The organism is Tenacibaculum sp. UWU-22, from assembly GCF_041021355.1.
Classification (GTDB): Bacteria; Bacteroidota; Bacteroidia; order Flavobacteriales; family Flavobacteriaceae; genus Polaribacter.
In genome coordinates, this window is the sequence record NZ_JBFNGP010000004.1 from 75,698 (window position 1) to 97,993 (window position 22,296).

General features: G+C 30.8%; 20 protein-coding genes. 14 read left to right on the forward strand and 6 right to left on the reverse strand.

The window, feature by feature from the left end; all coding sequences use genetic code 11:
* The first annotated feature begins 55 nt into the window (after positions 1-55).
* From AB2B44_RS08025 to rplI, 8 genes are all read left to right on the forward strand, one after another.
* Positions 56-565 carry an RNA polymerase sigma factor gene (locus AB2B44_RS08025; protein WP_369049056.1) on the forward strand — a complete coding sequence of 170 codons (510 nt, stop codon included), beginning with the start codon at positions 56-58 and terminating at the stop codon, positions 563-565.
* The gene (locus tag AB2B44_RS08030; RefSeq protein WP_369049057.1) at positions 552-986 is read left to right on the forward strand and encodes a hypothetical protein; all 435 of its coding nucleotides are present in this window, start codon (positions 552-554) and stop codon (positions 984-986) included. The genes AB2B44_RS08025 and AB2B44_RS08030 overlap by 14 nt, the downstream gene beginning before the upstream one ends.
* Before the next feature lie 31 nt (positions 987-1,017).
* Positions 1,018-1,509 carry a DUF4252 domain-containing protein gene (locus AB2B44_RS08035; RefSeq protein WP_369049058.1) on the forward strand — a complete coding sequence of 164 codons (492 nt, stop codon included), beginning with the start codon at positions 1,018-1,020 and terminating at the stop codon, positions 1,507-1,509.
* Between the two features lie 112 nt (positions 1,510-1,621).
* Positions 1,622-2,173 carry a DUF4252 domain-containing protein gene (locus tag AB2B44_RS08040; RefSeq protein WP_369049059.1) on the forward strand — a complete coding sequence of 184 codons (552 nt, stop codon included), beginning with the start codon at positions 1,622-1,624 and terminating at the stop codon, positions 2,171-2,173.
* A 142-nt stretch (positions 2,174-2,315) separates the two neighbouring features.
* Positions 2,316-4,760, forward strand: a complete 2,445-nt coding sequence (locus tag AB2B44_RS08045) for a M1 family aminopeptidase (RefSeq protein ID WP_369049060.1) — start codon at positions 2,316-2,318, stop codon at positions 4,758-4,760.
* A gap of 65 nt (positions 4,761-4,825) precedes the next feature.
* Positions 4,826-5,167 carry a 30S ribosomal protein S6 gene (gene rpsF / locus AB2B44_RS08050; RefSeq protein WP_369049061.1) on the forward strand — a complete coding sequence of 114 codons (342 nt, stop codon included), beginning with the start codon at positions 4,826-4,828 and terminating at the stop codon, positions 5,165-5,167.
* Positions 5,168-5,170: 3 nt separating this feature from the next.
* Positions 5,171-5,467: a 30S ribosomal protein S18 gene (rpsR, locus tag AB2B44_RS08055; protein ID WP_369049062.1), complete on the forward strand. Its 297-nt coding sequence runs from the start codon at positions 5,171-5,173 to the stop codon at positions 5,465-5,467.
* Positions 5,468-5,481: 14 nt separating this feature from the next.
* Complete coding sequence (gene rplI / locus AB2B44_RS08060) at positions 5,482-5,937, forward strand: 50S ribosomal protein L9 (RefSeq protein ID WP_369049063.1); 456 nt, start codon at positions 5,482-5,484, stop codon at positions 5,935-5,937.
* A 95-nt stretch (positions 5,938-6,032) separates the two neighbouring features.
* Here the strand turns inward: rplI and AB2B44_RS08065 are convergent, their stop codons facing one another.
* From AB2B44_RS08065 to AB2B44_RS08075, 3 genes are all read right to left on the reverse strand, one after another.
* A complete protein-coding gene (locus AB2B44_RS08065) occupies positions 6,033-7,304 on the reverse strand; it encodes an adenylosuccinate synthase (RefSeq protein WP_369049064.1) in 1,272 nt (423 codons plus the stop codon).
* 65 nt (positions 7,305-7,369) lie between these two features.
* Positions 7,370-7,813: a Fur family transcriptional regulator gene (locus AB2B44_RS08070; protein ID WP_369049065.1), complete on the reverse strand. Its 444-nt coding sequence runs from the start codon at positions 7,811-7,813 to the stop codon at positions 7,370-7,372.
* A gap of 73 nt (positions 7,814-7,886) precedes the next feature.
* Complete coding sequence (locus AB2B44_RS08075; protein ID WP_369049066.1) at positions 7,887-10,103, reverse strand: bifunctional (p)ppGpp synthetase/guanosine-3',5'-bis(diphosphate) 3'-pyrophosphohydrolase; 2,217 nt, start codon at positions 10,101-10,103, stop codon at positions 7,887-7,889.
* A 267-nt stretch (positions 10,104-10,370) separates the two neighbouring features.
* Here AB2B44_RS08075 and pheT point away from each other — a divergent pair, with 267 nt between their 5' ends.
* From pheT to AB2B44_RS08095, 4 genes are read left to right on the forward strand one after another with little or no spacing between them, the layout of a single operon-like run.
* Positions 10,371-12,797, forward strand: coding sequence for a phenylalanine--tRNA ligase subunit beta (gene pheT, locus AB2B44_RS08080; protein WP_369049067.1), 2,427 nt, complete (start codon positions 10,371-10,373; stop codon positions 12,795-12,797).
* Positions 12,798-12,810: 13 nt separating this feature from the next.
* On the forward strand, positions 12,811-13,842 hold the full coding sequence (locus tag AB2B44_RS08085; protein WP_369049068.1) for a quinone-dependent dihydroorotate dehydrogenase: 1,032 nt from the start codon (positions 12,811-12,813) through the stop codon (positions 13,840-13,842).
* Positions 13,843-13,890: 48 nt separating this feature from the next.
* Positions 13,891-14,505: a LysE family translocator gene (locus AB2B44_RS08090; RefSeq protein WP_369049203.1), complete on the forward strand. Its 615-nt coding sequence runs from the start codon at positions 13,891-13,893 to the stop codon at positions 14,503-14,505.
* A 56-nt stretch (positions 14,506-14,561) separates the two neighbouring features.
* Positions 14,562-15,419 (forward strand): hydroxymethylglutaryl-CoA lyase, encoded by an 858-nt coding sequence (locus AB2B44_RS08095; protein WP_369049069.1) that lies wholly within the window; start codon positions 14,562-14,564, stop codon positions 15,417-15,419.
* Positions 15,420-15,458: 39 nt separating this feature from the next.
* On the opposite strand, the gene AB2B44_RS08100 is transcribed toward AB2B44_RS08095, so the two are convergent.
* From AB2B44_RS08100 to AB2B44_RS08110, 3 genes are read right to left on the reverse strand one after another with little or no spacing between them, the layout of a single operon-like run.
* A complete protein-coding gene (locus AB2B44_RS08100) occupies positions 15,459-15,713 on the reverse strand; it encodes a SemiSWEET transporter (protein WP_369049070.1) in 255 nt (84 codons plus the stop codon).
* 49 nt (positions 15,714-15,762) lie between these two features.
* Complete coding sequence (locus AB2B44_RS08105; RefSeq protein WP_369049071.1) at positions 15,763-16,941, reverse strand: aspartate aminotransferase family protein; 1,179 nt, start codon at positions 16,939-16,941, stop codon at positions 15,763-15,765.
* A 10-nt stretch (positions 16,942-16,951) separates the two neighbouring features.
* Positions 16,952-18,574, reverse strand: coding sequence for an OstA-like protein (locus AB2B44_RS08110; RefSeq protein WP_369049072.1), 1,623 nt, complete (start codon positions 18,572-18,574; stop codon positions 16,952-16,954).
* Positions 18,575-18,883: 309 nt separating this feature from the next.
* Here AB2B44_RS08110 and AB2B44_RS08115 point away from each other — a divergent pair, with 309 nt between their 5' ends.
* Together AB2B44_RS08115 and AB2B44_RS08120 are read left to right on the forward strand one after the other, a co-directional pair.
* A complete protein-coding gene (locus AB2B44_RS08115) occupies positions 18,884-20,122 on the forward strand; it encodes a DNA cytosine methyltransferase (RefSeq protein ID WP_369049073.1) in 1,239 nt (412 codons plus the stop codon).
* Positions 20,119-22,296: an ATP-binding protein gene (locus AB2B44_RS08120; RefSeq protein ID WP_369049074.1), complete on the forward strand. Its 2,178-nt coding sequence runs from the start codon at positions 20,119-20,121 to the stop codon at positions 22,294-22,296. The genes AB2B44_RS08115 and AB2B44_RS08120 overlap by 4 nt, the downstream gene beginning before the upstream one ends.

Below are 22,296 nucleotides of genomic sequence, written 5' to 3' on the forward strand. Positions count from 1 at the left end.
TCGTCATAGGGGTAAGCAGCAAAATAAAAACTGCTTATTAAACCAAACTAAACTAATGACACAATCGGACTTTTTAAAAGTTGTTTTACCATTTAAAGACAAAGTTTTTCGTTTGGCAAAGCGATTGTTAATATCTACTGACGAAGCAGAAGATGCAGTGCAAGAGTTGTACCTTAAATTATGGAAAAATAAAGAAAAAATAAGCGATTATAAAAATGTGGAAGCATTTGCAATAACAATGACTAAAAATTATTGTTTTGATAGGTTAAAATCGAAACAAGCTCATAATTTAAGTTTAATACACAGTAATTATCAAGAAAAAAGAACTAGTTTAGAAAAAAATATAGAATATAAAGATAGTGTAACCCAAGTACATGAATTAATAGAAATGTTACCCAAACAGCAAAAAATAATTATTCAATTACGAGATATAGAACAATATAATTTTGATGAAATTTCAGAAATAGTTGATATGAATCCAACGGCAATACGAGTAGCTTTATCAAGGGCTCGAAAAACAATTAGAGAAGCTTTAATAAAACAACATAGCTATGGCGTTAACTAATATAGAAGAATTACTAGAAAAATATATAAATGCTGAAACCACTTTAAAAGAAGAGGCATTATTGCGTAGCTATTTTACTTCAAATAATGTGGCATCACATTTGCAACAGTATATACCGTTGTTTACATATATTGATAATTGTAAAAATGAAACGTTTACCAAAACCATTAGGTTAAAATCAGTAAAGAAAAATAAAACAAGCCGTAAATGGTTATCGGTAGCCGCATCAATAACAGTATTAATTGGCCTTTATTTTATAGGTAATAAAGTTTATCAGCGGCAACAACAAAAAAAGCAATTTGAAAAATTTAAAGAAACATTAGAGTTTGTTTCATTAAATTTAAATAAAGGCAATGAAGCAACAGAGTATTTGTACACTTATGAAGATACAGTGCATAAAATACTAAAACAAGTAAAATAAAATTTAAAAAAAACAATAAAGAGTGAAAACCATGAAAAAACAAATTTTTGTAATTATATGTATATTTCTTAGTGCTTTTAGTTATTCGCAGTCTATTTTTAATAAATTAGAAGATTTAGACGATGTAAAATCGTTTGTACTAACCAAAGATGCATTTGAGTTATTAAAGAAATTTCCTGATGCCAAATCAGAAGATATGGAAGTGTTCAATAGCGCCAAAGGCTTAGAAGAGCTAAAGGTTTTTTCTACTGAAAATACGGCTATAGCTTCTCAAATGGAAAACTTAGTAAATTCGGCTGTTAAATCTGGCGGTTTAACACAATTAATGCGAGCCAAAGACCAAGGTTCTCGAGTAAAAATTTTTATAAAAGCAACCAGTAATAAAGATTTGGTTAGTGAAGTGCTTATGTTTGTAAAAGATAAAGATAGCACCAACGGAAAATTGAATTCTACTATTGTATCTTTAACAGGACAAATAGATGTAAATAAATTGTCGAAAATAGCAGACGGTTATTCAAAATAAATTGTGTTGTGTAAGATAAATTTTCGCAGAATGTATAATGTAAAAAAAATTAAAAAACACTGTTTGTAAGTGTTATAAAAACAAATAAAGACACTAACTAAAATTTATTCGCATGAAAAAAACTGGACTATATGCTTTAATTATACCTTTATTATTTATTGCTTGTCAAAATGAAGCATCTTTGCAAAATTACCTAGTAGAAAGTCAAGATAAAGAAGATTTTTTAAACTTAGATATTCCTGCAAGTGTTTTAGAACTAAATACAAATGAAGCTACTCAAGAACAGCTTGAAGCCTATAAAACAATACGAAAAATTAATATCGTAGCATTGCCTTACAGTAATTCAAATGAACAAGAATATCAACATGAAAAACAAAGGTTACAGGCTATTTTTAAAAACCCAAAATACAAAAGTGTCTTAAAATTTAATACAAGCGGAAGAAAGATGTTTGTTTATTATTTAGGAGACCCTGAAGCAATTGACGAAATTGTGGCTTTTGGTTATGGTAAAGAACTTGGTGTAGGTGTTGCTCGTCTTTTAGGCGATAATATGAACCCATCTAAAATTTTAGCAATGGTAAAAAATGTGAAAGTAGATAGTACCAACGTCCAATTAATTAAATTTAAAAATTGGATCAAGAAAAATAAAAACGATATAGAATAGTTATTCAACTATAATAACATTATCAGAACGCCTATTTTTTTTTTACTAAAAATAGGCGTTCTGTTTTTAACCAACTCTTAACAACCAACAAAAGTAAAATTGTTACTTTTGAGCGTTAATTATTGAAAAGAGTTATCACAATATGAAAATTATTAAAATTTTAGTGCTATTTCTTGTATGCACAAGTTCTTATTTACAAGCTCAAGACAGCAATTTATACAGAGCTGAAAGAGAAAAAATAAATGATTTAATACACACCAAATTAAAGGTGTCTTTTGATTTTGATAAAAAAGAATTGTACGGAGAAGAATGGCTAACGGCAAAACCCCATTTTTATCCGACAAGCACTATTACATTAGATGCCAAAGCCATGTTAATTCACAGTGTTCAGGTAAACAACAAAGCTGTACACTACGAATATGACAAAAAAAAGCTAGTTATAGATTTGCCTAAAAAATATACTCGAGACGAAGAATATACTCTTTACATAAAATATACTGCGCAACCCGAAAAGGTAAAACAAAAAGGAAGTGCAGCCATTACAGAAGCTAAAGGACTGTATTTTATTGATGGAGACAAAGCTAATGGAAAATCACCTCAAATATGGACGCAAGGCGAAACCGAAGCAAGTAGCTGTTGGTTTCCAACAATAGATTCGCCTAACCAAAAAACCTCACAAGAAATTTATATAACAGTACCTGATATATATGTTACGTTGTCAAACGGTAAATTAGAAAATCAAACCAAAAATAACGACGGTACTCGAACAGATTATTGGAATTTCACTAAAAAACACGCTCCTTATTTATTTTTTATGGGAGTAGGTAACTATAAAATTGTAAAAGATCATTACAAAAACATACCCGTAAATTATTATGTAGAAGCTCCGTACGCTCCATATGCAAAAGAAATTTTTGGCGACACCCCAGAAATTTTAGCTTTTTATTCAAAAATAACGGGGGTTGACTATCCATGGAGTAAATACGACCAAATTGTAGGTCGAAACTATGTGAGCGGTGCTATGGAAAACACCACGGCTGTTATACACGGTGAAAGTGCTTATCAAAAACCTGGACAGTTAATTGACGAAAACAGACAAGAAAACACCATTGCTCACGAGGCATTTCACCATTGGTTTGGCGATTTAGTAACCACCGAAAGCTGGTCTAATCTAACATTAAACGAAAGTTTTGCTAATTATAGCGAATACCTATGGCGTGAACATAAATATGGTAAAGACGATGCTGATGCACACTTGCTAGAAGAAACACAAGGATATAAAAGAGGACAAAATTTTGATAAAAATCTAGTTCGTTTTAATTACGCAGACAAAGAAGATGTGTTTGATGCGGTAACCTACAATAAGGGAGGGGTTATCTTACACATGTTACGAAATTATTTAGGTGACGAAGCCTTTTTTGCAGGATTACATAAATATTTAGTTGATAATCAATATAAATCTGCTGAAGTACCTCAATTACGAATAGCATTAGAAGAGGTAAGTGGTAAAGATTTAAATTGGTTTTTTAATGAGTGGTATTATGGTAGTGGACATCCTAAAATAGAGATTTCTTATGATTATAATACTTTAGAAAAGAAAGTAACGGTAAATATAAAACAAACACAAAATCAGCTCTTTCAATTTCCGTTTGCTATTGATGTTTTTGAAGACGGCAAAGCTACGAGACATCATGTTTTTGTAAAAGATAAAGATGCATCGTTTACCTTTGACTACAAGCACCAGCCCGATTTAATTCAAGTAAATGCTGATGGCGTTTTATTGTGTGATATCGTTGAAAATAAAGTATTGAGTGATTATATTTATCAGTTAAAACACGCTCAAAACTATATACATCGCAGAGAAGCGTTATTAGAAGTAGCTAAAAAACAAGACGATAAAAAAGCATTTAATGCCCTAGCAGCCGCACTAGCCGACCCATATTATAAAATTAGAATTTTAGCCTTAGAACATATCGATCTTATTAATAAAAATAGCAAAAAAAATGTTATTAATACTATAAAAAATATGGCTACCAACGACCCTAAAACTTTAGTTCAAGCCGCAGCTATAGAAACATTAGGTAAATTAACCGACCCTGAGCTTAAGCCTATATTTACAAAAGCTTTAAAAAGTAAATCATATTCGGTTATGGGTAAAGCCTTAGTAGCAATGTATTATATTGATAAATCGGTAGCCGTTGCTAAATCTAAAGAATTACCTCTAGAGGTTAAAAAAATTATAGCTACACCGCTTACTCGTATTTATTTACAAGAAAATAATACTGACGAACTTACTTTTATTGCAGGTAATGTTATTAGTGGTATGTTTTTAAATGGAGATAAAAAGGTACAAGCATTATACAAAAATGCTTACGACAAAATAGCCAAAAGTAATAATGTAGAAGCAATACAAAATTTAGCTGATGATATTGTAAGTAAAGGAAAACAGTATAAACAATATAATTTTGATAAGGTAGGTATAAATATGCTTAAGCAAATTATAGACGTTCAAAAGGGCGAAAACAACACAAATAGAAGTAAAATTGAAACAATTGTTAAAGAAGCAATGGAAAAATTGCTATTATAATTGCTATCTATTTAAAAAGAAGTATATTTGCACCCTTAAAAATAAACATTATTAAATAATTAATTATGAATCATTACGAAACTGTTTTCATTTTGAATCCCGTTTTATCTGACACTCAGATAAAGGAAACAGTACAAAAGTTTGAAGACTATTTGGTTTCTAAAGGTGCCGAAATGATACACAAAGAAGATTGGGGGCTTAAAAAATTAGCCTATCCAATCGAGAAGAAAAAAAGTGGATTTTATCACTTGTTTGAATTTAAAGTTGCAGGCGAAGTAATTGCTCCGTTTGAATTAGAATTTAGACGAGATGATAGCATTATGCGTTATTTAACCGTAAAGTTAGATAAACATGCTGCTGCTTGGGCAGAGAAAAGAAGAACTCATGTTAAATCTACAAAAAAGTAACAAATGGCAACGATAGAACAACAAGCAAAAGGTGGTAAACAAGGAGAAGTACGCTATTTAACTCCTTTAGACATTGAAACTAAAAAAGAATCTAAATATTGCCGTTTTAAAAAGAATGGTATAAAATACATCGATTATAAAGATGCAGATTTTTTAATGTATTTAGTAAATGAGCAAGGTAAAATTTTACCAAGACGTTTAACAGGTACTTCATTAAAATACCAACGTAAAGTAGCACAGGCAATTAAAAGAGCTCGTCATTTAGCTTTAATGCCATACGTAGGTGATATGTTAAAATAATAAAGCAGTAGAGAATGGAATTGATATTAAAACAAGACGTAGAAAATTTAGGTTTTAAAGACGATTTAGTAACTGTTAAAAACGGATATGGTCGTAATTATTTAATACCTCAAGGATATGCAATTTTAGCAACTTCTTCTGCTAAAAAAGTATTAGCTGAAACTTTAAAGCAACGTGCTTTTAAAGAAGCTAAGTTAGTTGCTGATGCTAACGCATTAGCTGAAACTATTAAAGGATATGAGTTAAAAATTACCTCTAAAGTGGGTAGTGGCGATAAATTATTTGGATCTGTAAACAATGGTGATTTAGCTGAGGCTTTAGCTAAAGTTGGAACAGCAATAGACAAAAAATTTATTAAAGTTGCTGGAGGTAATGTAAAAAAATTAGGTAAATATAATGCATCAGTACGTTTACACAGAGAAGTTGTTGCTGATATAGCATTTGAAGTTATACCTGAAAAAAACAAATAAGCTATACTGATTAGCATTATTTATTTTATATAAAAAAAGAGGCGGTCTAAAATTTTAGACCGCCTCTTTTTTATGTTATTTATTAGATAAGAAGTTTATCTAATAATGGTTTGCTTTCTGTCTGGACCAACCGAAACAATTGTAATAGGTACCCCTGTTTCTTTTTCTATAAAATCAATATAGTCAAGTAAGTTTTTGGGCAACTCTTCTTCAGTAGTCATTTCAGTTAAATCGGCTTCCCAACCTTTAAATTCAGAATATATTGGCGTAATATTTTCTGGTTCGATATTGTACGGTAAATGTGTAACCTCTTTGCCTTTATATTTATATGAAGTACATACTTTTAAAGTGTCAAAGCCAGATAAAACATCACCTTTCATCATCATTAATTGGGTAACCCCATTTACTTGCACAGCATATTTTAAAGCCACTAAGTCTAACCAACCACATCGACGAGGTCTTCCTGTAGTCGCTCCAAATTCGTGCCCTACACGAGCCATTGTTTCACCATTTTTGTCAAACAATTCAGTAGGGAAGGGGCCTGATCCTACACGAGTGGTATATGCTTTAAAAATACCATATACATTACCTATTTTATTAGGTGCCACACCTAAACCTGTGCAAGCACCTGCTGCCGTTGTATTTGATGAAGTTACAAAAGGATAGGTACCAAAATCAATATCTAACAGCGAGCCTTGAGCGCCTTCTGCTAAAATTGTTTTATTTTCTTTTATGGCTGTATTTAAATAGTCTTCGCTATCTATAAACTGAAGGCTCTTTAATTTTTCGATTCCTTTATAAAACTCTACTTCTAGTTCTTTTAAATCATACGATATTTGAATATTAAAATAATCAAGTATCTTTAAGTGTTTTTGAGTAAGAGCTTGGTATTTTTCTTTCCAATCATCTAATTCTAAATCACCTACACGGATACCGTTTCTACCTGTTTTATCCATATAAGTAGGACCAATTCCTTTTAATGTAGAGCCTATTTTTGCTTTCCCTTTTGAGGTTTCAGAGGCAGCATCTAATAAACGATGTGTAGGTAAAATTAAATGAGCCTTTCTAGAAATTAGCAATTTTTTTTCGTAGTCTATATTATTTTTATCTAGATTTTCTAGTTCCTTTTTAAAAATTACAGGATCTATCACCACACCATTTCCAACAATATTTAAAGCAGTTTTATGAAAAATACCTGAAGGAATCGTGTGTAAAACGTGTTTGTTTCCGTTAAAAATTAAAGTATGTCCAGCATTAGGGCCTCCTTGAAAACGAGCAATAATATCATACTTTTTAGTAAGTACATCTACAATTTTACCTTTTCCTTCGTCGCCCCATTGTAATCCTAGTAGTAAGTCTACAGCCATTGATTTTTATGTGTTAGTATTATTTTATTTAAGTTAATTATGCATTAATAGAAAATAATAAGTAATTATTTTTTTTTAGTTCCGTAAAAATAAAGTGAGTGATTATGAATATTTATATCAAAAACTTCTTCGATTGTTTTTTTTATAATGTGTATACGAGGGTCGCAAAACTCTTTTACCTCGCCAGTATCGGTTAAAATTACATGATCATGATTTTTATCAAAGTAACTTTTTTCATATCGTGCCATGGTTTGACCATCAAATTGATGTTTCCGTACTAACCCACAATCTAATAACAAATCAATCGTATTGTATAATGTGGCACGACTTACCCTATAGTTTTTATTTTTCATATTGATATATAAAGATTCTATATCAAAATGTTCTTCTACATCGTAAATTTCTTGAAGTATAGCGTATCGTTCTGGAGTTTTACGATGTTTTTTTTCTTCAAGGTAGGCAGTAAAAACTTTTTTTACAATATCGTGATTTTCTATTGAACTGCTCATAATTTAACTTTTGCAAAAGAGCAAATTTACGGTTATTTCTTTATATAAATGTAGTATTTGTAAACGAAATTTATCAACTATTAATGCGCTCTACTTTTTGTATACCTTCTACCTTTTTTAAGTTGTTTATTAGTTTGGTTAATTGACTTCTGTTTTTTACGCTTATGGTGAGTTTTCCACCAAAAACACCTTCGTCTCCAGAAATGTTAATACTATGAATATTTACATTCATGTTGTTCGATATAATTCGGGTTAAATTATTTACCATTCCTTTATGGTCAATACCACTTACGCGTAATACAACTTTAAATTCTTGTTTGGTTGAGTCAATCCATTTTGCAGAAATAATTCGATAGGCGTAGTTAGATTGTAACGAAATAGCATTCGGACAATTTATTTTGTGCACCTTTACTCCTTCATTAATTGTTATAAAACCAAAAACTTTATCACCAGCAATAGGGTTACAGCATTTTGCTAAGGTATATTCTAATTTTTCTTCTTCTTTACCAAAAACAAGTAAATCGTACTTATTTGTAACCTCTTCTTTATCAATAACTTCTTTAGATGGCGCGCGTTTAAATGTGCTTTTAAAGAAGTTTATAAAGCTACTATTTCGCTGGCTTACAAATGCTTTTAATTGAGTGTTATCAATGGCTCCATTACCTATTCGATAAAATAAGTCGAAACTAGTTTTTAATCGAAAGTAATTTACCAATTCGTTCACCACTTTTTGGTTAAAAGGTATTTTTAAGTGTCGTAATTTTCGAGTTAAAACGGCTTTACCTTCTTCTGCAATTTTCTTTTCTTCTTCTTTAAGTGCTGTTTTTATTTTAGTTCTAGCCCTTGCTGTAATTACAAAATCTAACCAGCGAATGTTTGGTTTATTATTTGCCGCAGTTAACACTTCTACCTGTTCACCACTTTTTAACTTATAACTTAAAGGCACCAATTTACCATTTACTTTTGCGCCTCTACATTTTAGTCCAACATCGGTATGAATAGAAAAAGCAAAATCTAATGCCGAAGCACCTTTGGGTAATGATTTTAAATCACCTTTAGGAGTAAAAACATAAATTTCTTTAGCATAGAGGTTTAATTTAAAATCTTCTACAAAATCTACAGCATTACTATCTTGGTTTTCTAACGTTTCTTTTAATTTGTTAAGCCAGCTTTCTAAGCCATTTTCGTTAACCTTACCTTGTTTGTATTTAAAGTGAGCGGCATATCCTTTTTCGGCAATTTCATCCATTCGTTCTGAACGTATTTGTACTTCTACCCATTTAGATTCTGGACCAATTACCGTTATATGCAAGGCTTCATACCCCGTAGTTTTGGGTTGTGAAATCCAATCGCGTAAGCGAGCAGGGTTGGGTTTAAAAAAATCGGTTACAATTGAATAGATTTTCCAGGCATCAAACTTTTCGTCATTTGAAGTGGGTTTGTAAATAATACGAATTGCAAATTTGTCATATACTTCTTCAAACGATACTTTTTGAACTTTCATTTTTCGTCTAATAGAAAAAATAGATTTAAAGCGTCCTTTTACTTTGTAGGTAAAATCTTCTTTATCTAAAGCTGTTTTTAAGGTATCGGTAAATGAATTGATGTATCGTTGTTGCTCTTCTTTACTTTCTTTTATTTTATATAAAATATCATTATATACTTCGGGTTCAGTATACTTCAGCCCTAAATCTTCTAATTCGGTTTTAATATTATACAAACCTAAACGGTGTGCTAAAGGAGCATAGATATAAAGTGTTTCAGAAGCTATTTTAACCTGTTTATATTGAGGCATAGCATCCATAGTTTGCATATTGTGTAGCCTATCTGCAATTTTAATGAGTATTACTCTTACATCGTCGTTTAAGGTTAGCAACATTTTGCGAAAATTTTCTGCCTGTAACGAAAAATCTTGCTCTTTTTTTAAGTTTGATATTTTGGTTAACCCATTTACAATACGAGCAATAGTTTCGCCAAACAATCGCTCAATATCTTCAATCGTATAGTGTGTATCTTCTACCACATCGTGTAATAAGGCAGCAGCAATAGAAGTGGCACCTAAACCAATTTCGGTAGCTACAATTTTGGCAACAGCTATCGGGTGAAAAATATAAGGCTCACCTGTTTTTCTTCGTTGTTTACTATGCCCTTCAACAGCTACATCAAAAGCTTTACGAATAAGAATTATATCTTTTTTAGATAAATCTTTATAAGTATCTTTTAATAAATCTTTATAACGATTGGTAATCTCTTTATTTTCTTCTTCTAAAGTAGCCCTATAAGTATTCATACAAAAATAAAATTTCAAAAATTTATTTATATACGAAAAGTAACATAAAGAATTTTATAAAACAAGTTTTTCTATAGGTTTAGGTAATATTTATACTGTAATAATATAGTAAGCTCATAGCCTTTATATATGGTTTGTTATGGTAAAACACTGATACTCTAACAAAAAAAGCAGGTGAAGTTCACTGGAGTTATAAGCAAGAAAATTTAGTGGTGTAATCGGTATAAAATCTGTAAATTTGTACTTTGAAAAAATTAGATTTCACGAATGAAAATATCATATAATTGGTTACGCCAATTTTTACAAATAGAATGGGAAGCTGCAAAAACAGGTGAATTATTAACCGATTTAGGCTTAGAAGTTGAAACCATTGAAACAAAAGAATCAATTAAAGGAGGATTAGCAGGGGTAGTCGTAGGAGAGGTTTTAACCTGTAAGCAACATTCAAATGCCGATAGGCTAAAAGTAACAACAGTAGATATAGGATTAGATAAACCGGTGCAAATTGTTTGTGGAGCGCCTAATGTAGCAGAAGGGCAAAAAGTACCTGTAGCCACCATAGGTACCACATTGTATGATGATAAAAACGAAGGTTTTACCATTAAAAAAGGTAAAATTAGGGGAGAAGAAAGCTACGGGATGATTTGTGCACAAGACGAGTTAAGCTTAGGTAGCGATCATGATGGAATTATGGTGCTACAAAGCAATTTAAAAGTAGGAACTCCTGTTGCCGAAGTTTTTAACATAGAAACCGATCAAGTTTTTGAAATAGGATTAACCCCTAATCGTTCTGATGCAATGAGCCACTTTGGGGTAGCACGTGATTTACGCGCAGGATTAATGCAACAAGACATTAATTTAGAATTAATTTCGCCTTCAGTTTCAGATTTTCATGTAAACGAACGTACTTTAAAAATTGATGCCGAAGTACCTGATAAAAATTTAGCGCCTCGTTATTGCGGTATTACAATTGTTGATGTTACGGTTAAAGAGTCTCCTGAATGGATTAAAAACCGTTTAAAAGCAATTGGTATTACCCCTAAAAATAATATTGTAGATATTACTAACTATGTATTACACGAGTTAGGGCAACCTTTACATGCCTTTGATGCTTCAAAAATTAAAGGAAAAAAAGTTGTTGTTAAAAACCTTTGGGAAGGAACAAAGTTTACAACCTTAGATGGGGTTGAACGAGAACTGTCTGCCCAAGATATTATGATTTGTGATGCAGAAGACAATCCGTTGTGTATTGCAGGGGTTCTTGGGGGTATAAACTCTGGAGTTACCCAAGACACTCGAACTATTTTTTTAGAAAGCGCTTATTTTAAACCTGTTTCCATAAGAAAAACAGCAAAACGACACGGGTTAAACACCGATGCTTCTTTCCGTTTTGAGAGAGGAATAGACATTACACAAACAGAATATGCTTTAAAAAGAGCAGCTTTACTAATTCAGCAATATGCCGGAGGAAAATTATCGTCGGATATAATTGATATTTATCCTGAAAAAGTAGAAGATTTTCAGGTATTTTTATCATTTGCAAATATTTACAAACTTATAGGGCAAAAAATTTCTCCAGAAACAATTAAAAAAATACTTTCTTCATTAGAAATTAAAATTAATAGTTCTACTGAGGCTGGTTTGGGGCTTACCATACCTTCGTATAGAGTAGATGTTCAACGCGAAGCAGATATTATTGAAGAAATTTTACGTGTTTATGGATATAATAATATCGAATTTTCACATAAATTAAAAGCTTCTATTACTTTTGACAGAAACAATAAAGTAAAAATAGAGAATATTGCAGCAAACTTTTTATCGTCTTTAGGTTTTAACGAAACAATGTCAAATTCTTTAACAAAACCAAACTACGTTAACCTTTCTGATACGATAAACGATCAAGAAAATGTAACAATTTTAAATGCTTTAAGTAACGATTTAAAAGTAATGCGTCAATCGTTATTGTTTAGCGGATTAGAAAGTATCGCTTACAATCTTAACCGAAAAAACAATAACTTAAAATTCTATGAATTTGGTAAAACCTATCATAAAAACAATAAAGGCTATCAAGAAAATAAGCATTTAACGTTATTGGTAACCGGAAATAGAACAAAAGATAATTGGATTTTACCAGAAAAAACAACTGATTTCTTTTATCTAAAAGGTATTATGTTAACCCTATTAAACCGTATAGGAATTAATAAGTTAACCTCACAGCCGTCAAAATCAGATATTTATTCAGAAGGAATTACCTTATGTATTAAAGATGCGGTAATAGCAGAAATGGGTGTAGTTAAACCATCTATTTTAAAGGAATTTGGTATTAAACAACCTGTTTTATTTGCAGATTTTAATTGGGAAAATGTATTGAAATTTTGCGGTAACGAGAAATTTAAAATGGCTGATTTACCTAAATATCCTGCAGTAAAACGCGATTTAGCTTTGTTGTTAGATACACAAATAGAATATAAAGAAATCTATAACTTAGCGTTTGAGCTAGAAAAGAAGCTATTAAAAGAAGTAGATTTATTTGATGTATACGAGGGAGACAAATTACCTAAAGGTAAAAAATCGTATGCGGTAAGTTTTGTATTGCAAAACCCAAATAAAACACTAGAAGATAAGCAGATAGATAAAGTAATGCTAAAACTGCAACAAGCATTTGAAAACAAATTAGGAGCTGTTTTACGATAGCTAAATTAAAAATATGTATAAACTATTAATAAGACCACTACTCTTTCTTTTTGATCCTGAAAAGGTACATCATTTTACTTTTTCATTTTTAAAAATCACCTTAAGAGTTCCGTTTATTTCTACTATTGTTAGTCGTTTATATCAAGTAAAAGACAAAAAGTTAGAGCGTAATTTATTTGGCTTAACATTTAAAAATCCAGTAGGTTTAGCTGCAGGTTTTGATAAAAATGCTGTTTTGTATAACGATTTAGCTGATTTTGGTTTTGGTTTTATAGAAATTGGCACCGTAACCCCAAAAGCGCAAGCAGGCAACCCTAAAAAAAGGTTATTTCGCCTACCAAAAGATAAAGGCATTATTAATCGAATGGGATTTAATAATAAAGGGGTAGAGGCAGCCATAAAACAATTAAAAAATAATAAAAAAAAGGTGCTTATCGGCGGTAATATTGGTAAAAACACCCAAACAACTCCTGAAAATTACACTTCAGATTATACCACTTGTTTTAAAGCATTACACCCTTATGTAGATTATTTTGTGCTTAATGTAAGTTGTCCAAATGTATCTAGTCATGCAAAATTAGAAGATGCCGCTTACTTAAAAGAATTAATTACCGAAGTTCAGAAAATTAACAATCAACAAAACATACAAAAACCTATTTTATTAAAAATTGCTCCTGATTTAAATACGATACAATTAGATGAGATAATTGATTTGGTTAATCAAACCAAAATAGAAGGTGTAATTGCATCTAATACTTCGGTAAACAGAGAAGGACTAAAAACATCAACAGAAAAATTAGATCAGATTGGTAATGGTGGTTTAAGCGGGCAACCGATTAAAGAAAAAAGCACTCAAGTTATTCGTTATTTAGCAGAAAAGTCGAACAAATCATTTCCAATTATCGGGGTTGGTGGTATTCATTCCGCTGAAGATGCTTTAGAAAAATTAGAAGCGGGAGCCGATTTAGTACAAATTTATACCGGTTTTATATACGAAGGGGCAGGTTTGGTAAAACAAATTAATAAAGCCATTTTAAAAGCATAGCTTTTTATCGTAGTATTGAAACAATAATTAAACTTGAGGTAAAAAAGTATATTGAAAACGCTTGTTTCTTTTGTGTTTGCAACAGCTATTTTGGCTATTTCTCCTGGCCCAGATAACATTTTTGTACTTACACAAAGTATTACATATGGTAAAAAACAAGGATTAGCAACCGTTGCAGGCTTATTAACGGGTTGTTTAGTACATACTACACTAGTGGCTTTTGGGGTTTCTGCCATTCTTACACAACATAAAAATTTATTTTTTATCCTTAAACTTTTCGGATCGGGTTACCTACTTTACTTGGCTTACAAGGCGTATACAAGTAATGCTCAAATTACTTTTTCTGCCGATACCCAAAAAAAGAAATCAGCTATAACACTTTATAAAACAGGTTTTTGGATGAATGTTTTAAATCCGAAAGTTACCATTTTCTTTTTAGCTTTTTTTCCGCAGTTTTTATTTTCAAAAACACTTTCACCCATTATTCAATTTTATATTTTAGGAGCTATTTTTATTATTGTTTCGTTTTTAATTTTTGCAACTATAGCTGTTTTATCGGCAACCATAGCCCGTTATATAAAACAGCATACTACTGTAAATATATACTTAAAATGGATGCAAATAGTGGTATTTATACTGATTGCCGTATTTATTATACTATAAATTACACGGCATTAAAAAGTTTTACACGTTCTTTTGTTTGATTATCTTTGAAATCGATGAATAAAAAAGTTAAAATCATAGAATGTCCTCGCGATGCTATGCAGGGTATAAAATCGCATTTTATTGCTACAAAAGATAAGGCAATGTATATTAATTCGCTATTAAATGTAGGTTTTGACACGATAGATTTTGGCAGTTTTGTATCACCAAAAGCAATACCTCAAATGCGAGATACAGCTCAGGTATTGGAAAAGTTAGATTTAAGTAACACGCAAAGTAAGCTGTTAGCTATTGTTGCTAATGTTAGAGGGGCAAACGATGCCGCTCAGTTTAATGAAATCGATTATTTAGGCTATCCATTTTCTATTTCAGAAAATTTTCAAATGCGAAATACCCATAAAACCATTGCGCAATCTATAGTGGTTTTAGAAGAAATTTTAGCTATTGCTAAACGAACCAATAAAGAAGTTGTTGCTTATTTATCGATGGGCTTTGGCAACCCGTATGGAGACCCTTGGAATGTTGAAATAGTAGGGGAGTGGACTCAAAAATTATCGGATATGGGGGTAAAAATTATTTCGCTTTCTGATACTATTGGAAGCTCAACCCCTGAGGTTATCACCTATTTATTTACGCATTTAATACCCAATTATCCTAAGATAGAATTTGGAGCACATTTACATACAACACCCGATACTTGGCACGAAAAAGTAGATGCTGCCTATAAAGCAGGTTGTTTGCGTTTTGATGGTGCTATAAAGGGCTACGGTGGTTGTCCGATGGCAAAAAACGAACTTACAGGTAATATGCCTACCGAAAAATTATTATCGTATTTTACAACCGAAAACGCAATAACGGGTATAAAACCCTTGAGTTTTGAAAGTGCTTATAACAAAGCTTTACAGGTGTTTTAACTAACTAAAATACTGTAGTTTTATATTGCTAGTTAAGTGCTATTTGTATTTTAGCTTCATTACCAAAATTATCGACGAAAATATGAGCGTAATACCATTGGCAATAATCATTGGTAAATCGGATATTACTAATCCGTAGATAAACCATAAAAAAATTCCAACAGTAAAAAGCAGATACATGGTAAGCGATAAGTCTTTAGTGTGTTTGGTTTTTATAACCTGTATGGCTTGAGGTAAAAACGAAATGGTTGTACAGGTTGCAGCTATTAATCCAATTATTGTATACGCTTTCATAATTAATTTATCAGGGTGAAATTTATAAAAAAAGCTTAAACAAATAATGTTAAACACATTCATTAATTGTGTCAATTAAAATGTCGCAACCCTGTTTAATTTCTTCTTCAGAAATGGTAAGGGGAGGGGTAATTCGGATAGCCTTTTTTTCAAATAATAGCCAAAATAAAATTAATCCTTTTTCTAAGCATTTTAAAATAACTTTCGAAGCTAATTCTGGCGATTCAACCATAACAGCAAGCATTAATCCTTTTCCTCTAATTTCGGTAATGGCATTATGTTGTAAATACTTTCTAAATAATTGCTCTTTCTTTAGCGTTTGTTCTATTAAGTGATTTTTGGTTATTTCTTTTACCGTGGCTAAAGCCGCTGCTGCAATTACAGGATGTCCGCCAAAGGTGGTAATATGACCTAAAGACGGATTTTCTTTTAGGCAATTCATTATTTTTAAAGGAGCAATAAAAGCACCGATAGGCATTCCGCCACCCAATCCTTTTCCTGTGACAATAATATCTGGCGTTACTTGGTAGTTTTCAAAACCCCAAAATTTTCCAGTACGCCCAATACCCGTTTGAATTTCGTCTAAAATTAATAACGCACCTACCGTTTTACAACGGTTGTATACTTTTGTTAAATAGTTGTTTTTAGGTTCGATAAATCCTGCACCGCCCTGTATGGTTTCTAAAATAACCGCCGCAGTATTGGTGGTTATTTTTTCGAGTTCAATTGGGTTGTTAAACCCTATAAATTTAATACCTGGAATTAACGGACGAAAAGCACTGTTTTGCTGTTCAGTACCACAAACACTCATTGCACCTTGTGTATTGCCATGATAGGCATTTTTTGCCGAAATAATTTCGCTTCTGCCTGTAAATCGTTTGGCTAGTTTTATCGCTCCTTCAGTTGCCTCGGTGCCCGAATTTGTTAAATAAACCGACCCATTTTTTTGAGGTAGTGTTTTTGCTAAAAATTTACATAACTGCAATGGGGTTTGTTGCACAAACTCACCATAAACCATTACATGTGTATATTTTTTTAACTGTTTTTTTATGGCTTTGTTTATTTTTGGATGGTTATGCCCTAAGCTGTTGGCAGAAACCCCTGCTACAAAATCTAAATACTGTTTATGAGTGGTATCAAAAATATAACTACCCGTAGCATGCGAAATTTCTATGGCTAGTGGATATGGAGTTGTTTGTGCTTGATATGTTAAAAAATCGGTTTTCAATACTCCTGTTTTAGTTGTTAGGGGTCGTATTATTTTCTTTTAAAAGTAATTCTTTTGCCTTTTTTAGGTTGTTGCTATTTGTAGGGTTAATTGTTTTTAGTTGTGGTTGTGCTATTTGCTTTTCGTTTTTACTAAAAATATCTTCCATTGTTTTTGGGCGTTCATTTTCGCGCCAAACAAACCCTCTTAGCTTTCGTTCACTTTTTGGAAATTCTGATGGAGGATAGGTTTTTCCTTCGGTATTTTTTAAACATTTTATGCTTACAATTTCGTTGTTTACCAAATCAAAATCAATATTACTGCACAATTGCTTTGTAATGGTTTCTAACTTTTGTGTTTGTTTGTTTCTGTTAAAATTAATTACCTCAGCATTACCTTTTACCGAAAGTGTTTTCAGTTTATTGTTAATAAACTTGCCATACATATTTCTACCCTTAATTTGGTTGAAATTATCTTTAGACAGCGAATCTTTTTCTATCACCAAGGCATTGTTTAAGATTTTTAACGAATCTAGTTTTTCAGTTTTTGTATTCGAAAGTATCTGAATGCTATCGCCTGTAATTTGATTTTTACCCGACCATAAAACAGGAGATCGAAACATTCTTGTTAAGCCATTTGCTTGGTTGATATGAATAGAATCGCATTTGCCTTGTAAATTTGATTTAAAAATTTTTACATTTTTAAAAATACGAACAATTCGTTTTTTAGGTTTGCCCGTTACTAAAATTTTATCGCCATGTACATACATTGAATCTTTTTCTAGTATCGAAATAGCCACTGCTTTATTGGTAATAAATAACGAGTCTTTATGTTCGTATAACTCGGCATAATTGCCCTTAACCACAAAATTTTGTGTGGTATCAATAACTTTAATGTTATTTGTAGCCGAGGCAAATCCTTTTTTTTGGTTATAGTATAAGCTATCACCTAAAATAATTTTTTCTTTTAAGTATAGTTTGGTATGCTTTACAAAATAACTCACATCGGTTTTGGTATTATGAAAGCCTTTTTCGGTATATATTTTATTATCGTTTTTAGTGTTGGTAATTGTTGAAGGCCCATATAAATAAGCTATACCTGTATTGGTGTAATAATCTAAATGATTAGAGGTTAGCTTGTGGTCGGGGTTGTCAACAGTTACTTTTGTGGTTGCCGTAAACTTTTTGTGGATTAAATCGTATGTGCCTTTTTTACTTTTTAGCGTATTGGTTTTATCTTGAATAGTACCACCTGTAGTATAAAATAGTTTTTGTTTTTCTCTATCAAATCTAAGGGTATCGGTAGTGAGCTTCATGGTAGGGTCGTTCATTTCTACATTACCCCACGAAATGGCTTTTTTAGTATTTCCATTATAATCGGCATAATCACTATACTGAATAATAGAGTCCCCTTGTTCTATTATTACATCGCCCATTGCTTTAAAAAAGTTTTTGTTTTTATAAAAAAAAGCTTTTTTACAATCTAAGGTTATTCCATCATGTTTAATTTTTACATCGCCAATTAAAATGGTAGCTTCAGGAAATTTTTCTTCATTTCTAGTAATTAGTTTAGACGAAAGTATTTTAATATTTTTTGTTTGTGAAAAAACATTGAATGTTATCGCCAATAGTATAAAAAGAAATATTTTCTTCAAAAATTTTTATTTTTAGTATGGCAACAAAAATAATGAAAAGAATAGATTCTATTTCTTAATATATCGATAAAATAAAAACAGCACCTTTTATATAATATAAAAGTAATTTTCTTTTATTTTTTTAATCAATGCTTTTTTTACTACAGCTAATGGAATACTTTTTATACGACGACATAGAAGGGAAGTGGAATGTGTGTGGAGTGAAAAAAAGAGTTAATTATCTCAATATCAATATATTAAAATCTTAATTTTTACTGTTATTTGACTTTGAATTTCCTTAACTTTGGTAGTTGCGAGCTTAACAAATTTATGAATAAACAAAAACTAACTTACATTGATTTATTTTCAGGAGCAGGTGGACTCTCCGAAGGCTTTATAAATGCAGGTTTTAAACCTATTGCTCATGTAGAAATAGATGAACATGCATGTAAAACATTAGAAACAAGATTAGTTTATCATAAACTAAAAGAAGAAAATAAATTAGGACACTACCATGATTATCTTCTTGAAAAAACATTAAGAAGTGATTTCATTTTAAAACATGGAGATAAAAAGTTATCTGAATCTGTTTTAAATATAGGTATTGGTGGCAAAAGTAATGATACTATTTTTAGAAAAATTGATGAGTTAGCTGGTGATAATGATATCGATTTGATTGTTGGTGGACCACCATGCCAAGCATATTCATTGGTTGGTAGAGCAAGGGATAAAAAAGGAATGAAAGATGACCCAAGAAATTTCCTTTATAAAGAATATGCAAAATTCTTAAAAAATTATAACCCAAAAGTCTTTGTTTTCGAAAATGTTATGGGTCTTATCACTGCTGATAAAGGAAGATATTTTACAAACATGAAAGCCTATTTTAAAAGAATAGGATATGAATTAGATTTTACAATACCTAATGCAGCTGATTTTGGAGTTTTACAAAAACGCAAACGAATTATTTTAATTGGTTGGAGAAAGAATAGTGATTTTAATTACCCAGAATTTACGAAGGTTAAAAAATCTTGGAAAATACAAGATTTGCTTATGGATTTAAAAAAATTAAAACCAGGAGAACAAAACAACATCACTAAATATAAAAAGGATAGTTCTGAATATCTCAACAAATTTAATTTAAGAAATGGAGTTGAGTTCGTTACTCAACATGTTGCCAGACCTCATAACAATAGAGATTTAGAAATTTACAAAATCGCTATTAATAAATGGTTAAAAGATTCCGAAAGGTTAAAATATCCTGATTTACCAAATAGATTAAAGACACATAAAAATGAAAAATCATTTGTGGATAGATTTAAAGTAGTTGACCCAAATGGTTACTCTCATACTATGGTTGCACATATAGCTAAAGATGGCCATCATTATATTTATCCAGACGCTAAACAAGTTCGCTCTTTATCTGTCCGTGAAGCTGCAAGAATACAATCATTTTCAGATGACTTCTTTTTTGAAGGAGGAAGAAGTTCTGCATTTAGACAAATTGGTAATGCAGTCCCTCCATTAATGGCATATGAAATTGCTACTAAAATATCTGAAAAAATAGTATGAGTATAGAAGTATCTGCATTTAAGGCTAAAAGTCATATTTTAAGTTTGCTTGGTGATGAACTAATCGGCAGTGATAGTTTGGCAATTTTTGAATTGGTTAAGAATTCATATGATGCTGATTCTGAAGAAGTAAAAATAATTTTTAATGATTTGAACACGCCTAATCAATCAATCGTGATAGAAGATGATGGTTATGGAATGACATTAAAAACAATTAAAGATGTTTGGCTAGAAATAGGCACAGATTTCAAAAGGGGTAAAAGGAGAAAGCCAAGTCCAAAATTTGGCAGAATATCTTTAGGAGAAAAAGGTGTTGGAAGACTGGCGGTTCATAAATTAGGGAAGAGATTTACTTTGGAAACACAACGAGAAGGAGATATGTTTTCAAGTAGAATTCATATAGATTGGAAAAAACTTATTTCATCAGGGGAATATATACAAGATTTAAAAGTAGAAATTGAAACAGTATCCGAAAGTTTATTTGAAAAAGGAAAAGGAACAAGAATTCATATTTCGGATTTAAAAAAGAAAACTTGGAGTAAAAAGGAAGTAAAAGATTTAGTAAGAAAAATTAATACTATCAAAAATCCATTTGTAGATGATATAATCAGTTCTCCCAAATCTGTAAAAAACATAGAAAAAAAACTTGAGCAATTTGATGTAGAAATTTATGCCAATGATGATAAGCATAACAATTGGATTAAAGAAGTAAAAAATGTAAATGAAATTCTCTCCGATTCGCTTTATTATTTTGATTTTTATATTAATGAAGATGCTCAAATAAGCACATATTATTCTTTTAATCCTCCAAAAATATTCAAAGATTTAAAGTCGCGAACCGTTGAAAGCCTATTTAAGCCAACCAGAATTATTGAAGATAAGCAAGGTGATGTTTTTGCTAAAGACCAAAAAATATTAAGAACTGTTGATTTAGAGGGTATTGGTGCATTTGGTGGAAGGTTTTACGTTTACAATTTAGACTCTTATATATTAAATTCTGTAGGACAATCTGCTGCTATTAGAGCTTTTGTGAGAGAGAATAATGGAATAAAGATTTTTAGAGATGGAATAAGGGTTTATAATTATGGTGAGCCAAATGACGACTGGTTAGGCATGATTTTAAGAAGACTTCAAAGAGTTGGTGATAAATTTAGTAAGAATACTGTAATTGGAGCTATAGAACTTTCTTTAGAAGATAGTCATGAAGGATTAGTAGAAAAGACTAATAGGGAAGGATTTGACGATAATATTGTTTATAAGAAGTATTTAGGTATTTGTATCAGTATTTTAGATTCATTTGAAAAAATTGCAAAGCCAGATAGAGATAATTTAAAATCATTCATTGAAGACATAAAACCTGTTAGAAAAGTTGGTTTGTCTGAAACAATAGAAGACTTAAAAGCAAAACTTAAACAAAAAAACATAGAAAAAGAATTATCTCCTTTAATCAAAAGAGTTGAAAATGATTATAATGAAATGAGAGATGTAATGGTTAATTCTGGAATGTCAGGGTTAAATTTAAGTTTAGTTTTTCATGAAGTAGAAAGGGAAATGAAGTTTTTGAATGTAGATATTAATAAAAATCATGATGTAAAAACAATTAAAAAACGTGTAAAACATATATTAGAACTTCTAGAGAATTTTTCACCAATATTAAAGCAACAAAAAAATGTTATTTTAAATGCAAGCAAGTTAGTTGAGACTGCTGTTAATATTAATAAAACTAGATTTAAATATCATAATATTGTTTTTTCTAGTCCACTTATGTCAAAAGAAAGTCAAGATTTTCAAATAAAAGGACCAGGAAATTTACTTACAAGTTCTATTTCAAATTTAATTGACAATGCCATTTATTGGGTAAGTGCAAAAAAAGAAATATTTGATAATAATAATATTGATTTCATACCTAGAATTTGGATTTCCTCGAACACAAAAGATTATAAAGGACCAGCAATAATAATCGCTGATAATGGAGAAGGTTTTAACATGGCTCCAGAAGACTTAATCCAGCCTTTTAGAACAACAAAACCAGGAGGAATGGGGCTAGGGCTTTATTTTGTTAATATAGTAATGGAAATGTTAGGAGGTAAGCTTATTATTCCTGAAACTGAAGATTTAGATTTACCAAAAGGTATGACTGGTGCTTCTATTATTTTAGTCTTTCCTAAAGAATAA